The sequence below is a fragment of the Cryptosporangium japonicum genome, from assembly GCF_039524755.1.
GTDB lineage: Bacteria > Actinomycetota > Actinomycetes > Mycobacteriales > Cryptosporangiaceae > Cryptosporangium > Cryptosporangium japonicum.
Genome location: NZ_BAAAGX010000032.1, coordinates 23,568 through 38,729, shown reverse-complemented (window position 1 = coordinate 38,729; position 15,162 = coordinate 23,568). Strand labels below are relative to the sequence as shown.

Here is a 15,162-nt window from a genome sequence, read left to right as displayed (position 1 = left end):
GATTTCTCGTCAGACCAGTCGGGGGCGTTCGGCCGGGTACGTCCGTTCGGCGGGCGCCCGCCCGACACGCCGTCCGCGCCGGGGCACGAAATGTCCGGTTCAGATCAAGGCCCGAGCACTATACACAGGGTGTGGAAACCGGTGTGGACAGTGCATCGGCTGCCCGAGAGCGACGCTATCTACCAGGGGGAATGGTGACCGACGAGAGCGTTGATCTCGAAGGCATCTGGTCTGCGGCCACGGAAAGCCTGGCTGACCAGGACCTCAGTCCCTCACAGCGGGCCTGGCTGCGGCTCACGCGGCCGTTGGCGCTGGTGGAGGACACCGCTTTGCTGGCCGCACCGAACCAGTTCGCGAAGGAAGCCTTCGAGAGTCGGCTACGCGGTGTGATCACCGACGCCATCTCGAGGCAGCTCGGACGAACCGTGAACGTGGCCGTGACGGTGCGGGTCCCGGTCGATGAGCAGACCAGGGAACTCCACGTTCTCGACCTCCCACCGGTCGACAACTACCGTCCCGACGGCTACCAGCCCGGCCGGTACGAGCCCGACCGCGGCGGGGAGTACGGCGGCGGCCGCGGGGAACTCGAGTTCCCGACGCAGCCCGGCGGTGGCTACCGCTCGGAGTCCTTCCGTCAGTACGACGAGAGCCCTCCGCCCTCGGTTCCGGTCTCGCCGGCGCCGACCACCTACGGCAGCGCGACCGAGCGCTACCGGCCGCGTCCCGACGAGCACGACCGCGTCGACGCCCGCTGGCCCGACCCGTACCTGCCCGACCAGTACGCCCGCGGTGACGAGCACGGCCGGGTCGAGGAGGTCGCGCCGCCTGAGGCGCCGCCCGCCGGCCCGATCGACTCCACCGAACCGCTGGCGGCTCCCGAGCGGGGCCGCGGGCGGCACGCCGCCGGCTCGTCGGAGGCCGAGGTCCCGCACCCGGCGCCACCGCCGGTCGGCACCGGAACCACCGGGAGCGCGAGCGTGGTGGGCACCGCGGGCATCCCCGGCTACGCGCCGCCGGCGTTCCCGGAGCAGCCCTCGTACCGCGCGCCGGGTCCGTACGGCGGTGCGCGCCCCGGCGGCTTCGAGCCCTACGACGGTGGCAACTACTCGCAGAACTTCGACAACCGTGGGCGGCACCACACACCGCCGTTCGGCACGGAGGCGCCGAGCGGCGGCGAGTCGTCGACGAATCGCGGGATCCGGCGTGGCGAGGCTCCCCGGCCCACCGAACCGGCCCGGTTGAACCCGAAGTACACGTTCGACACGTTCGTCATCGGCTCGTCGAACCGCTTCGCGCACGCCGCGGCGGTCGCGGTCGCCGAGGCGCCGGCCAAGGCGTACAACCCGCTGTTCGTCTACGGCGGCTCGGGGCTGGGCAAGACCCACCTGCTGCACGCGATCGGGCACTACGCCCAGTCGCTCGGCAACGCCCGCGCGGTGCGGTACGTCTCCACCGAGGAATTCACCAACGACTTCATCAACTCGCTGCGCGACGACAAGACCCAGGCGTTCCAGCGCCGCTACCGCGACGTCGACATCCTGCTCGTCGACGACATCCAGTTCTTGGAGAGCCGGGAGCGGACGCAGGAGGAGTTCTTCCACACGTTCAACACCCTCCACAACGCCAACAAGCAGATCGTCATCAGTTCCGACCGCTCACCCAAGGAGCTGTCGACGCTCGAGGAACGGCTGCGTACCCGGTTCACCTGGGGTCTGCTCACCGACATCCAGCCGCCCGACCTCGAGACCCGGATCGCGATCCTCCGGAAGAAGGCGGCGATGGAGCGCCTCGCCGCTCCGCCCGAGGTGCTGGAGTTCATCGCCAGCAAGATCCAGTCGAACATCCGTGAGCTCGAGGGCGCGCTGATCCGCGTCACCGCGTTCGCGAGCCTCAACCGGCAGCCGGTCGACCTCGGGCTCGCCGAGATCGTCCTGAAGGATCTGATCCCCGAGGGCGGCGGTCCGGAGATCACGGCGGCCACGATCATGGCGGCCACCGCGGAGTACTTCAGCGTCTCCATGGACGACCTGTGCGGCTCGTCGCGGTCCCGGGTGCTGGTGAACGCCCGCCAGGTCGCGATGTACCTCTGTCGGGAGCTCACCGACCTCTCGCTGCCCCGCATCGGCCAGGCCTTCGGCGGGCGCGACCACACCACGGTGATGCACGCCGACCGCAAGATCCGCCAGATGATGGCCGAGCGCCGCTCGCTCTACAACCAGATCGCGGAGCTCACCAACCGCATCAAGCAGCGCGCCCAGCAGCAGTAGATCCCGACCCGAAAAAGCCCGCTCCGGCCGACGCCGGGGCGGGCTTCGTCATTTTGTTGTCCACACGTTCTATGCACCCCTTGGTCCACATGGTGTGGACACAGTCATCAACAGGTGGGTACGAGTGAACCCGCTGGCTGAGACGCTCATCCCACCGCCCATCCACCGCACTACCCCCAGGACTGTCCACCGTTTCACCAGCACTCATACACAGCCTGGGGATAACTCTGTGGAAAGGGCTTTGGATTGTGGGAAACCTGTGCGGATAGGTGTGGGTCAGCTGTGGGTAACGGGGGACAACTTTTCCTCCTCCACAACTGCCTTCGCTTCATCCCCAAAGTTCCCACCGGTCTTCCACACGTTCTTTAACGTGGCACGCTGGGCAAACGTCGGTTTTCCACGGTCTCCACAACCCCTACTACTACGACTAGACAGTTATCTAGAGAGATCTCAAGTGCTCTTCGGTGCTGGGGACTGTGGGGAAAACGGTTCTGAGCCGAGTTGGCGGAGCGCCGAACGAACGCGCCGAAGAAGAGGCGGTTCACAACGCCCGGCGCACCGTTTCGTCGCACCCACGGGGTACGGTCGGCTCCCCAGCACGGCGACGGACGGCATCACATCCACGGTGCTGCCACCATCGACGTCGGAGGCACAAAGGCCCGCAGTGATGGAGGCAAGGAATGAAGTTCCGGGTCGAGCGCGAGGCGCTTGCCGACGCTGTCGCGTGGACGGCGAAGAGCCTGCCGGCACGCCCGCCGGTGCCGGTGCTGGCAGGAGTCCTGCTGGACACCGACAACGACCGTCTCACTGTCTCTGGCTTCGACTACGAGGTCTCCAGCCAGATGGGCGTCGACGTGCAGACCGACACCCCCGGCCGGGTCCTGGTCTCCGGGCGCCTGCTGGCCGAGATCACCCGGGCACTGCCCAACCACCCGGTCGAGCTGGACGCGGACGAGGCGCGCGCTGAGATCGTCTGCGGCACTGCCCGCTTCACCCTCCCGACGATGCCGGTCGAGGACTACCCGACGCTTCCCGAGATGCCGACCGTCGCCGGCGCCGTCGAAGCGAACGAGTTCGCCAGCGCGGTGGCGCAGGTCGTCGTCGCCGCAGGGAAGGACGACACGCTCCCGGTGCTCACCGGTGTGCGTCTCGAGCTCGAAGGCGACCGCCTGACCCTGCTCGCCACCGACCGCTACCGCCTGGCCGTGCGCGAGCTCACCTGGCGCCCCGGCGCGCCCGACGTGAGCCAGCACGCGCTCGTACCGGCCCGCACGCTGTCCGACACGGCACGCGCGATGTCGTCGGGCACCGAGGTGACGCTGGCGCTGAGCCAGGGCGCCACCGGTGAGGGCCTGATCGGTTTCTCCGGCGCCGGGCGGCGCACCACCACGCGTCTGCTCGACGGCCAGTTCCCGCCGGTCCGCTCGCTCTTCCCCGACAGCCACGCCATCCAGGCCAAGGTGCCCACCGCGACGATGATCGAGGTCGTCAAGCGTGTCTCGCTGGTCGCCGAGCGCAACACCCCGGTGCGCCTGGCGTTCACGAGCGGCACGCTGACGGTCGAAGCCGGCGGCACCGAGGACGCCCGCGCCTCGGAGTCCACCGACGCGGTCTTCGACGGCGACGACATCGAGATCGCGTTCAACCCGCAGTTCCTGCTCGACGGCCTGAACGCGCTCGGCACCGAGGTCGCCGTGCTGTCCTGCACGACGCCGCTCAAGCCGGCCGTGCTCACCGGTGAGGAGGCCGACGCCGAGTCCAAGCCCGTCAACGAGAGTGCGTACCGGTACCTGCTGATGCCGGTCCGCGTTTCGCAGTAGCCGAGCTTTCGCGGGCGGTTCCCCGGCTCGTCGCCAGATAGCCGGGGACCGGTTGACATCCCCGTGCCGGGCTCGGGGAAGAATCGATCATGAAGCGTCTGGTGTGTGGAGACGGTCGTGCCGGGGCACGACCGTCAGGCTGGACGCCATGCGGCACTCAAATCGGCCGCGCCGGGTCGTTTCGTGGGGAAGACCGGGCCGGTATCGCCACGCGAGGAGCAGGGGAGCAGCAGGATGGAGATCGGCCTCATCGGGCTCGGCAAGATGGGCGGCAACATGCGTGAGCGTCTGCGCCGCGCCGGCCACACCGTCATCGGGTACGACCGCAACCACGAGATCGCCGACGTCGGCAGCCTCACCGAGCTCGTGGACGCGTTCACGACCTCGCCGCGCGTCGTCTGGGTGATGGTCCCCGCGGGTGACCCGACCCGCGCCACGGTCAAGGAGCTCGGCGAGCTGCTCTCCGAAGGCGACGTGGTCGTCGACGGCGGCAACTCACGGTTCACCGACGACAGGGTGAACGCCGATCTGCTCGCCGAGAAGGGCGTCGGATACGTCGACGCCGGAGTCTCCGGTGGTGTCTGGGGTCTCCAGAACGGCTATGCGCTGATGGTGGGCGGCACCGCCGAACACGTGGCGGTCGTGCAGCCGATCTTCGACGCGCTCAAGCCGGAGGGTGAGTCGGGCTTCGTGCACGCAGGCCCGATCGGCGCCGGGCACTTCTCGAAGATGGTTCACAACGGCATCGAGTACGGGATGATGCAGGCCTACGCGGAGGGCTACGAACTGCTCGCCGCCACTGACGTCGTCGAGGACGTTCCGGGTGTGCTCAGGAGCTGGACGCAGGGCACCGTGGTTCGCTCCTGGCTGCTCGACCTCCTGGTGAAGGCGCTCGAGGAGGACCCCAACCTGGACGACATCAAGGGCTACGTCAACGACTCGGGGGAGGGACGGTGGACGGTCGAGGAGGCCATCAACCACTCGGTCCCGATGCCGGTCATCACAGCGTCGCTGTTCGCACGATTCAGTTCCCGCCAGGACGATTCGCCGGCGATGAAGGCCGTCGCGGCGTTGCGCAACCAGTTCGGCGGCCACGCCGTCACGAAGGCGTCCCAGGCCGCTGCCGAGTCCGGCGCCGGTGGGCCCGGCGGCACCGTCGATTCCTGAGGTGAGATGAGCACGGATCGGGCCGGGACCCCCAACCGGCAGGGTGGCACGCACGTCCGCCACCTGTCGCTGGTCGACTACCGCAGCTATGCCGCGGTCTCCGTCGACCTGGTTCCCGGCCCGAACGTGTTCGTCGGCCCCAACGGGCAGGGCAAGACCAACCTCGTCGAGGCGATCGGCTACGTCGCCACCCTGGGAAGTCACCGGGTGGCCACCGACGCGCCGCTGGTGCGCGCCGGTGCCACCCGCGCGGTGATCCGGGCCGCGGTCGTCCGGGACGGGCGCGAGCTGATCGTCGAGCTGGAGATCGTGCCGGGCAAGGCCAACCGGGCGCGGCTCAACCGGTCGCCGGTGGGGCGCCCACGCGACGTCCTCGGTGCCCTGCGCACGGTGCTGTTCGCCCCGGAAGACCTGGCGCTGGTGCGCGGCGACCCGTCCGAGCGGCGCCGGTTCGTCGACGACCTCCTCGTCGCCCGCTCGCCGCGTTTCGCCGCGGTGCGCGCCGACTACGACCGGGTGCTCAAGCAGCGCAACGCACTCCTGCGCACGGCCGCGTCGGCCCGGCGTGCTTCACGTGGAACATCCGGGGGAGACCTCCGCACGCTCGAGGTGTGGGACGGCCACCTGGCCACGCACGGCGCCGAGCTGCTGGCCGGCCGGTTGGAGGTGCTCGGCGCGCTGGAGCCGTACGTCGCCAAGGCCTACGACGCGGTGAGCGCGGGCAAGGGCCGCACGCGGCTGGCCTATCGCTCCTCCACGCACGGCGACACGGTTTCCGACACCCCGGAGCCGGTGGCCGACCGCCCCGAGTTCAACGTCGACGTACCGACGCTGACGCGGCACATCCTCTCGGCCCTCGCCGAGGCGCGGAGCCAGGAGATCGAACGGGGCATCACGCTCGTCGGCCCGCACCGCGACGACGTCGTGCTCTGGCTGGGTGACCTGCCGGCGAAGGGGTACGCCAGCCACGGCGAGGGCTGGTCGTACGCGCTCGCCCTGCGGCTCGGCAGCTACGAGCTGCTCAGCGCCGATGGCGGTGAGCCGGTGCTGATCCTCGACGACGTCTTCGCCGAGCTGGATTCCCAGCGTCGCGAGCGCCTGGCCGGGCTGGTGCGGGATGCTTCACAGGTGCTGGTCACCGCGGCCGTCGCCGAAGACGTTCCGCCGACGCTGCAGGGCGCACGTTTTGATGTCGCGGCCGGGGAGGTCACTCGTGTCTGAGGAACCACCGCAGAACCCTGAGCCGCCGCCCTACGCCGGCACCCGGCCGACCGGGCCGCAGCTGGCCAGGGCCGCACTCGACGCCGCACGGGCCGCCGGCCGCACGTACACCACTCGCCCCGGGGCGCCCAAGCGGCAACCCGGCGACGGACAGAGCCCGAAGCGCCGGCGGTGGAGCGGCGCCGGGCCCGATCCGCGTGATCCGCAGCCGTTGGGCCGGCTGGTCCGCCGGATGGTGGCCGAGCGCGGCTGGGATCGCCCCACCGCCGAAGCCCGGGTCATCGGGGACTGGGAGAGCCTCGTCGGTCCCGAGATCGCCGCGAAGTCGAAGCCGGTCGGCCTGCGCGACGGCGAACTGACGCTGCAGGCGGAGTCGACGGCCTGGGCCACCCAGCTCCGGCTGCTCTCCGGGAAGCTGCTGGGAATGCTGGCGGCCGAGGTGGGGCCGAACGTGGTCCGCAAGATCCGGGTGCACGGCCCGGCCGCACCGAGCTGGAAGCGCGGCCCACTCTCGATCCGCGGCCGCGGCCCCCGCGACACCTACGGCTGACGCCCGCGCGACGCCTACGGCTGACGCCCGCGGCGGGTCGGTGGGTCGACGTGGAAGCGGTCGACCTCTTCGCCGTACTCCTCCAGCGTGTGCGCCACCCAGCCGGCGCACCGCGCCACCGCCAGGATCGCCAGCCCGGCGTCGGCGGGCATGCCCGCGGTGAACGTCAGCGCGGCCACCCCGAAATCGATCGTGGGGGCCAGCGGGCGGCCGCGCCCACCGGTGGCCAGGAACTGCTCGACCGCCTCCCAGCGACCACGGTGGGGCGGTTCGGTGGCCAGTACGTCGATGAGCGTGCGGCCACGGGGATCACCGTCGGGGTAGAGCGGGTGACCGAAGCCGGGCAGTTGGTTGTTCTGGTCCAGCAGGCGCGTGACGACCGCCACGCTGCCGTCCCGCTCGGCCTCGGCCAGCGTGCGGTGCACGAGCGCGGCCGAGCCGCTCTCCACCGGCCCGTCCAGCGTGTACAGCGCGGCGCCGACGGCGGCGTACGGGTGGGCTCTGGCCGAGGCCGCGACCCGGGCCGCCAAGGTGGACGCGGTGACCGCGTGATCGGCGAGCAGACCGAGCGCGGTGTTCAGCGGTGCGACCGCGGCCGGCTCCGGGGGCAGTGAGCTCAGCGCGCCCCAGAGACGCTGCGCCACCGAGCCGTCCGCGCGCGCCCCGCCGTCCTGCCGGGGCAGCCCGTCGACGAGCGCACCGATCAACGTGGCCGCGGTGATCATCACGGCTTCCGGCCGGAGGTCGGCCCGCAGCGGGTCGACCGCCCCGATCGCCGCCACGATGGCCCGGATCCGGTCGAGGAGCCGCACGGTGGGCGGCAGGCCGTGCGACACGGAGCGGGCGGCGTCGACGAACTCCGCCGGGCTCGTGAAGGACAGCGGCTGGCTCCGACGCTCCGACCAGAGCCACCCCGCTACCGCCTCGAACGACTCGGTGCGGGCCATCTCGCACGCGTCCCGCCCCCGGTACCAGAGCCGCTGCTCGCGGACCTCGCTCACCGCCGACCGGACAACCGGCCCCCCGCCGTTGCCGGCCGCGGGGGTGCGTGGCTGGTGGGCCATCTGATCGAGTTCGGCCGGGTCGAAATAGCTGGTGCGACCGTCGGCGCCGCGTACCCGGGACAGCAGTCCGCGGCTCACGTATGCGTACAGCGTGGCCGGCTTGACGCCCAGCCGCCGCGCGGCCTCGACGGTGGACAGCAGGGCGACCTCTTCGGTCATCCTCCACCTCCCCGCTCAGCCGGCCAGTGCACATTGATCAATGTATCGATGTGCTGTCCTCGCGGGCTGGCGGTATCCACAGGTGTCTTGTGGATATGTGGATCAATATCGATCTACCCCAGCGTGCGGGCTATCTCCAGACCTAGTCGGTGCCCCGAGGTCCACGCCGTTTCGACCCGCGGCGAGCCCCAGGCGTCGCCGCAGAGCCCGATCCGCGCCTCGCCGAAGTGGTACGGCGTCGCCTGCGGTTCGAGCGGCCGCGCCTGCGGCCAGGGCTGTACGAACGTCCAGCGCGGCTCGTCGTCGATGTCGAGGATCGAGCGCACGGTGTCCACGACCGGGCCGATGGCGGAGTCCGGGTCGTCGGCGTATTCGGACGCGAACTCGGCCGTGGTGTGGGCGACCAGTACCGGAGCCGTGTCGGCGCGCCGCCGGCCGTCGTCCGCGATCCACTCGACCGCCGGGTCGTCGTGGACGAAGACGCCGTCGACGTCCCAGCTCCGCTCGGCCCAGCCCGCAGCCACCGCGAGCCCCGGTGACCAGGGGGATTCCGTGAGCGGGCCGAGCTCGTCCAGGCACTCCGGGGCGAGCAGCCGCCGGGCCTGCGGGTCCGGCATCGCGAGCACGACGGCGTCGGCGGGCCAGCCGTTGACCCGAGGCCCCGGTCCGACGCTGGTGACCCGGTCCTCGAGCGAGACGAGCAGCCCGGTCGCCAGGTCCTCGACCAGGGAACGGAGGCCACCCGCGGCGCCGTAGCGGACCGGTCCGTCGTCGGTGCGCTCGGAGCCCAGCCGCGTGTGCACGGCGAACGCGTTGGTCCAGGGATGAGCCAGGCCCCGGCGCACCCAGTCGTCGACGACCGTGCGGAACTCCTCGTCCCGGGCGGTCAGGTACGACGCCCCCAGGTCGACCGGCCGACCGTCGAGCACGCGGGTGGCCATCCGCCCGCCGACGGCGGCCGCGGCCTCGCGGACGACTACCCGATGTCCGGCTCCCGCGATCGCTCGCGCGCAGGCCAGCCCTGCGACACCGGCCCCAATGATCTGCACGTCAGACGCCATGTCCCCATCGTCACAGTTCGGTGGCCGAGCGCATCTCGGTGGGCTCCCCATCAATCCACATCAACGGCGTTCAATGTTGATCAACATAAAAGTTATCCACAGCCTCCCTGTGGATATGTGGATCAACTACGATCGATGTTGATCGACACGGATCGTCACAACATTCGGACCTCTTTCGGCACTCCGTTATCGGGTGCTTCACCGACCAACTGAGCTCCGCGCGGGGCCGCTACAGTGATCCGCCATGGCGACTGCGGCAGCCGAGAAACGGCGGCTTCTCGCTCGGCTGGGTGAGGTCGACCGCCAAGCAGCGAGCCTCGACAACCTGAGACAGCAGATCCGCGATGCCGTCGCCGAGGTCAGTGCCGAGATCGCCGGCTCGGCGACCGGGAACGACCGGCGCATCCTGGATCTGCTGCAGATGAACCTCGAGGAGCTCGACCGGTCGATCCTGCTGATGCGCAACGCGGTCGAAGCCGGTCGCGAGTTCGTCGCGCAGGTACCTGAGTGAGTACGACGCTCCCGTCGATTCACGTGTATCCGGTGCGAGAATGACCACGGAGAGCGCTCGAACCGGTACCGATGGTTCTTGGAGGCGGCCCGATGGCATCTGAGTTGGAACGGATAGCCGGTCGGCTCCGTTTCCTCTCCGACCAGGCCCAGCAGCACCGGCAACCGGTGCTGGAGGCGTCGCGGAAACTGCGCGAGGCGGCCAGCACGGTGCACACCGCCCGGTTCGACCAGCCGGAGGACGGCCCGGCGATCACCGCCCCACCCCATCTCGCGGCCCGGCTCAGCCAGGCCGCCGATCGAGCGGGCCGCACGGTCGCGCCGCTCAACCAGACCGCCGACCTCCTCCGGGTCTTCGCGGCGAGGCTGGCGTCCGGTGGAGCATCGGCGGCCGGTGCCGTCCAGCCCGGCCCCGCACTCGACGCCCCGGCCGGTGAACCGCCTCCCACCTCGGCGGACGTGCCTGGGTCGCCCGAGCGCGGCGACCGTGAAACGGCTGCGGCGACACCGGAGGGAGCGGAATCCGTCGCACCCCCGCGATACGGTCGCTACCCCACCACCACTGCGGTGAGGCGCTCGCCGGGAAATCGGTCGTACGAAGTCCGCAGGCAGCCCCAGTAGGTACCCACGTGGATGGGGGCTCGGAAGCGTCAGCTCGCCCACAGGACGCGCCGCTGCGACTTCCTGTCGGACGGGGCGGCTAGACTGGAGCGGTACCCGCGCGTGTCAGGCTCCGCCGCGCCGCGCTCGCCCGACGCCGCCGGACCGCCGGTGGAGAGAGCAGCCGAGGCCAGTCCGTGTCAGAAAAGAAGAAGTCCGGCTACGACGCCAGCTCCATCACTGTTCTCGAAGGTCTCGAAGCGGTCCGCAAGCGCCCCGGTATGTACATCGGTTCCACCGGTGAGCGCGGCCTCCACCACATGGTGTGGGAGGTCGTGGACAACGCGGTCGACGAGGCGCTCGCCGGTTACTGCGACACGGTCGAGGTCACTCTGCTCGACGACGGCGGCGTGCGGGTCGTCGACAACGGCCGTGGCATCCCGGTGGGCATGCACCCGGTCGAGAAGCGCCCGGCCGTCGAGGTCGTCCTCACCGTTCTGCACGCGGGCGGCAAGTTCGACGGCAAGTCCTACGCGGTCTCCGGCGGTCTGCACGGCGTCGGCGTCTCGGTCGTCAACGCGCTGTCGCACAAGCTCGAGGTCGAGATCAAGACCGAGGGCTTCGTCTGGTACCAGCCGTACGTGAACACGCAGCCGGCCGCCAAGCTCGAGAAGCGCGGCTCGACCAGCGAGCACGGCACCTCGATCACGTTCTGGGCCGACCCGACGATCTTCGAGACCACGGTCTACAACCTCGAGACGATCCGCCGCCGCATGCAGGAGATGGCGTTCCTCAACCGGGGGCTGACGCTGATCCTGCGCGACGAGCGCGACCCCGACGGCGACCGTGGCGACAAGCCCCGCGACTACACGTACCAGTACAAGGGCGGCATCGCGGACTACGTCCGGTTCCTGAACGAGAAGAACACCCCGATCCACAAGAGCGTCATCGAGTTCGCCGGGGAGAGCCAGGGCCTCGCCGTCGAGGTCGCGATGCAGTGGAACGAGAGTTACCGCGAGTCGATCCACTCGTTCGCGAACACGATCAACACCCACGAGGGCGGCACCCACGACGAGGGTTTCCGCACGTCGCTGACGAGCATCGTCAACCGTTACGCCAAGGAGAAGAAGCTCCTGCGCGGCAACGACGACAACCTCACCGGTGACGACATCCGCGAGGGCCTGGCCGCGATCATCAGCGTCAAGATCGCCGACCCGCAGTTCGAGGGCCAGACGAAGACCAAGCTCGGCAACACCGAGGTGAAGTCGTTCGTCCAGAAGATCTGCAACGAGTGGCTGAACGACTGGTTCGAGCGCAACCCCAGCGAGGCGCGCTCGATCATCCAGAAGGCCTCCGCCGCCTCACGCGCGCGCATCGCCGCGCAGCAGGCCCGCAAGCTGGCCCGCCGCAAGAGCGCGCTCGACTCTAACGCGATGCCGGGCAAGCTGTCGGACTGCCAGTCGTCCGATCCGCGTGAGTGCGAGCTCTACATCGTCGAGGGTGACTCGGCCGGCGGCTCGGCCAAGCAGGGCCGCGATCCCAAGTTCCAGGCGATCCTGCCCATCCGCGGCAAGATCCTGAACGTGGAGAAGGCCCGCATCGACCGGGTGCTGAAGAACAACGAGGTCCAGTCGCTGATCACCGCGCTGGGTACCGGCATCCACGACGAGTTCGACATCGAGAAGCTCCGCTACCACAAGATCGTGCTGATGGCCGACGCCGACGTCGACGGCCAGCACATCCGCACGCTGCTGCTCACGCTGCTGTTCCGCTTCATGAAGCCGCTGGTGGAGCTCGGCCACGTCTACCTGGCCCAGCCGCCGCTCTACAAGGTGAAGTGGAACAAGAAGGGCGACGACGCCCAGTACGCGTTCTCCGACCGCGAGCGCGACGGGCTCATCAAGCTGCGCCAGGAGAAGAACCCGAAGGCGAAGCCGGACGACATCCAGCGGTTCAAGGGTCTGGGCGAGATGAACTACCCGGAGCTGTGGGAGACCACGATGAACCCGGCCACCCGCACGCTGCTCCAGGTGACTCTCGACGACGCGGCAACGGCTGACAACCTGTTCAGCGTCCTGATGGGTGAGGACGTCGAGGCCCGCCGCTCGTTCATCCAGCAGAACGCCAAGGATGTCCGTTTCCTGGACATCTAGTCCACACAGTGCACAGCCTTATCCACACCTTAAACCGGCATATCGTACAAATCCCTGCTGAGCCGGGAACGATATCCACACCGGAAGGCAGTTCGTGACCGAGACGACGACCCCGCCACCGCCCGGCGACCGCGTCGAGCCAGTCGGGCTCGAAGTGGAGATGCAGCGCAGCTACCTCGACTACGCGATGAGCGTCATCGTCGGGCGCGCGCTGCCGGACGTGCGTGACGGCCTCAAGCCCGTGCACCGCAAGGTCCTCTACGGCATGTACGACGGTGGTTACCGTCCGGAACGCGGCTACGTGAAGTGCTCCCGTGTCGTCGGTGACGTCATGGGTCAGTTCCACCCGCACGGTGACACCTCGATCTACGACACCCTGGTCCGGATGGCGCAGCCCTGGTCGCTGCGCCACCCGCTGATCGACGGCAACGGCAACTTCGGCTCGCCGGGCAACGACCCGGCCGCAGCCATGCGGTACACCGAGTGCCGCCTCGACCCGCTGGCCATGGAGATGGTCCGGGACATCGACGAAGACACCGTCGACATGGTCCCGAACTACGACGGTCGGGCCACCGAGCCGGCGATCCTGCCCGCTCGGTTCCCGAACCTGCTGGTCAACGGCTCCGCCGGTATCGCGGTCGGGATGGCGACGAACATCCCGCCGCACAACCTGCGCGAGGTCGCGGCCGGCGTCCAGTGGTGCCTGGACAACCCGGACGCGCCCGAGGAAGAGACCATCGTGGCGATGGCGGCGCGGATCAAGGGGCCGGACTTCCCGACCGGCGCCCTGATCGTCGGCGCCGAGGGCATCGCCGACGCGTACCGCACCGGCCGCGGGCTGGTCCGGATGCGCTCGGTCGTCGAGGTCGAGGAGGACCGCCGCGGCCGCCAGATGCTCGTCGTCACCGAGCTGCCGTACCAGGTCAACCCCGACAACCTGGCCGAGCGCATCGCCGAGCTGGTGAAGGAGGGCAAGCTCGCCGGCATCGCCGACATCCGCGACGAGTCCTCCGGCCGTACCGGTCAGCGCCTGGTGCTCGTGCTCAAGCGCGACGCGGTCGCCAAGGTCGTGCTGAACAACCTGTACAAGCACACCCAGCTGCAGGATTCGTTCGGCGTCAACATGCTGGCGATCGTCGACGGCGTGCCGCGCACGCTCAACATCGCCCAGATGGTGCGGTACTACGTCGCCCACCAGGTCGAGGTCATCGTCCGGCGCACCCGCTACCGCCTCCGCAAGAAGGAGGAGCGGGCCCACATCTTGCGCGGTTACCTCAAGGCGCTGGACGCGCTCGACGAGGTCATCGCCCTGATCCGGGCCTCGGAGACGGTCGAGCTCGCCCGCACCGGCCTGATGCAGCTGCTCGAGATCGACGAGCTGCAGGCCACCGCGATCCTCGACATGCAGCTGCGTCGGCTCGCCGCCCTGGAGCGGCAGAAGATCACCGACGAGTACAACCAGATCATGGCCGACATCGCCGAGCTCGAGGCGATCCTGGCCAGCGACGAGCGTCAGCGCCAGATCATCGGCGAGGAGCTGGCCGCGATCGTCGAGAAGTACGGCGACGACCGGCGCACCACGATCCTGCCGTACGACGGTGACGTCTCGATGGAAGACCTCATCGCCGAGGAGCCGGTGGTCGTCACGATCACCCGCACCGGGTACGCCAAGCGCACCAAGGTCGACCTCTACCGCTCCCAGCGGCGGGGTGGCAAGGGCGTGCAGGGTGCCGCGCTCAAGCAGGACGACATCGTCGCGCACTTCTTCGTCTGCTCGACGCACGACTGGATCCTGTTCTTCACGAACAAGGGCCGCGTCTACCGGGTCAAGGCGTACGAGTTGCCGGAGGCGAGCCGCACCGCACGCGGTCAGCACGTCGCGAACCTGCTCGCGTTCCAGCCCGACGAGCACATCGCCGAGGTCATCGAGATCCGCACCTACGAGGACGCGCCGTACCTCGTGCTCGCGACCCGCAACGGCCTGGTCAAGAAGACGAAGCTCACCGAGTTCGACTCGAACCGGCAGGGCGGCGTCATCGCGATCAACCTGCGTGAGGAAGACGAGCTGGTCGGGGCCGAACTGATCACCGAGAACGACGATCTGCTGCTGGTGAGCAAGCAGGCCCAGGCGATCCGGTTCCGCGCCGACGACGACACGTTGCGTCCGATGGGCCGCGCCACCTCGGGTGTCATCGGGATGCGCTTCACCGGTGAGGACGAGTTGCTCTCGATGCACGTCGCCCGGGAGGGCATGGACGTCCTCGTCGCGACCGAGGGCGGATTCGCCAAGCGGACGCCGATCGAGGAGTATCCCGTCCAAGGTCGTGGTGGTAAGGGGGTCGTCACTGCCAGGATCGTGTCCAAGCGGGGACGGCTCATCGCGGCGCTTGCAGTGACCACCGATGATGAGCTCTTCGCCATCACGTCCAACGGTGGCGTGATCCGGACGCCGGTGCGCCAAGTGCGGCGCACTCGTGACCGGAACACGATGGGAGTGAAGCTCATGGAGCTCCCGGCCGGGGTAACACTGGTGGCGATCGCGCGCAACGAGGATGAACCTGACGGACAGGACGGCTGATGACTGACTCCG

The 15,162-nt window shown here is 69.3% G+C and carries 11 protein-coding genes; 9 read left to right on the top strand and 2 right to left on the bottom strand.

What is annotated here, in order from left to right:
* Window positions 1-191: 191 nt before the first annotated feature.
* The 5 genes from dnaA (at window position 192) to ABD437_RS34665 (ending at window position 7,025) form a co-directional block, all read left to right on the top strand.
* Window positions 192-2,267, top strand: a complete 2,076-nt coding sequence (dnaA, locus tag ABD437_RS34685) for a chromosomal replication initiator protein DnaA (protein ID WP_344653203.1) — start codon at window positions 192-194, stop codon at window positions 2,265-2,267.
* A gap of 680 nt (window positions 2,268-2,947) precedes the next feature.
* Window positions 2,948-4,087, top strand: coding sequence for a DNA polymerase III subunit beta (gene dnaN / locus ABD437_RS34680; protein ID WP_344653202.1), 1,140 nt, complete (start codon window positions 2,948-2,950; stop codon window positions 4,085-4,087).
* A 234-nt stretch (window positions 4,088-4,321) separates the two neighbouring features.
* A complete protein-coding gene (gnd, locus tag ABD437_RS34675; protein ID WP_344653201.1) occupies window positions 4,322-5,254 on the top strand; it encodes a phosphogluconate dehydrogenase (NAD(+)-dependent, decarboxylating) in 933 nt (310 codons plus the stop codon).
* A gap of 6 nt (window positions 5,255-5,260) precedes the next feature.
* The gene (recF, locus tag ABD437_RS34670) at window positions 5,261-6,475 is read left to right on the top strand and encodes a DNA replication/repair protein RecF (protein ID WP_344653200.1); all 1,215 of its coding nucleotides are present in this window, start codon (window positions 5,261-5,263) and stop codon (window positions 6,473-6,475) included.
* The gene (locus ABD437_RS34665; protein ID WP_425558310.1) at window positions 6,444-7,025 is read left to right on the top strand and encodes a DciA family protein; all 582 of its coding nucleotides are present in this window, start codon (window positions 6,444-6,446) and stop codon (window positions 7,023-7,025) included. Before recF ends, ABD437_RS34665 begins: the two co-directional genes overlap by 32 nt.
* Window positions 7,026-7,039: 14 nt before the next feature.
* Here the strand turns inward: ABD437_RS34665 and ABD437_RS34660 are convergent, their stop codons facing one another.
* Both ABD437_RS34660 and ABD437_RS34655 read right to left on the bottom strand, forming a co-directional pair.
* A complete protein-coding gene (locus ABD437_RS34660; RefSeq protein WP_344653198.1) occupies window positions 7,040-8,248 on the bottom strand; it encodes a citrate synthase in 1,209 nt (402 codons plus the stop codon).
* A gap of 113 nt (window positions 8,249-8,361) precedes the next feature.
* On the bottom strand, window positions 8,362-9,309 hold the full coding sequence (locus tag ABD437_RS34655; RefSeq protein ID WP_344653197.1) for an NAD(P)/FAD-dependent oxidoreductase: 948 nt from the start codon (window positions 9,307-9,309) through the stop codon (window positions 8,362-8,364).
* Window positions 9,310-9,553: 244 nt separating this feature from the next.
* Between ABD437_RS34655 and ABD437_RS34650 the strand changes: the two genes are divergently transcribed.
* The 4 genes from ABD437_RS34650 to gyrA all read left to right on the top strand — a co-directional run bounded on the left by ABD437_RS34650 (window position 9,554) and on the right by gyrA (window position 15,150).
* Window positions 9,554-9,820, top strand: a complete 267-nt coding sequence (locus ABD437_RS34650) for a hypothetical protein (RefSeq protein ID WP_344653196.1) — start codon at window positions 9,554-9,556, stop codon at window positions 9,818-9,820.
* A 92-nt stretch (window positions 9,821-9,912) separates the two neighbouring features.
* On the top strand, window positions 9,913-10,440 hold the full coding sequence (locus ABD437_RS34645; protein WP_344653195.1) for a hypothetical protein: 528 nt from the start codon (window positions 9,913-9,915) through the stop codon (window positions 10,438-10,440).
* A 176-nt stretch (window positions 10,441-10,616) separates the two neighbouring features.
* On the top strand, window positions 10,617-12,572 hold the full coding sequence (gene gyrB / locus ABD437_RS34640) for a DNA topoisomerase (ATP-hydrolyzing) subunit B (RefSeq protein ID WP_344653194.1): 1,956 nt from the start codon (window positions 10,617-10,619) through the stop codon (window positions 12,570-12,572).
* A gap of 94 nt (window positions 12,573-12,666) precedes the next feature.
* Window positions 12,667-15,150, top strand: a complete 2,484-nt coding sequence (gene gyrA / locus ABD437_RS34635) for a DNA gyrase subunit A (RefSeq protein ID WP_344653193.1) — start codon at window positions 12,667-12,669, stop codon at window positions 15,148-15,150.
* Window positions 15,151-15,162 lie beyond the last annotated feature (12 nt).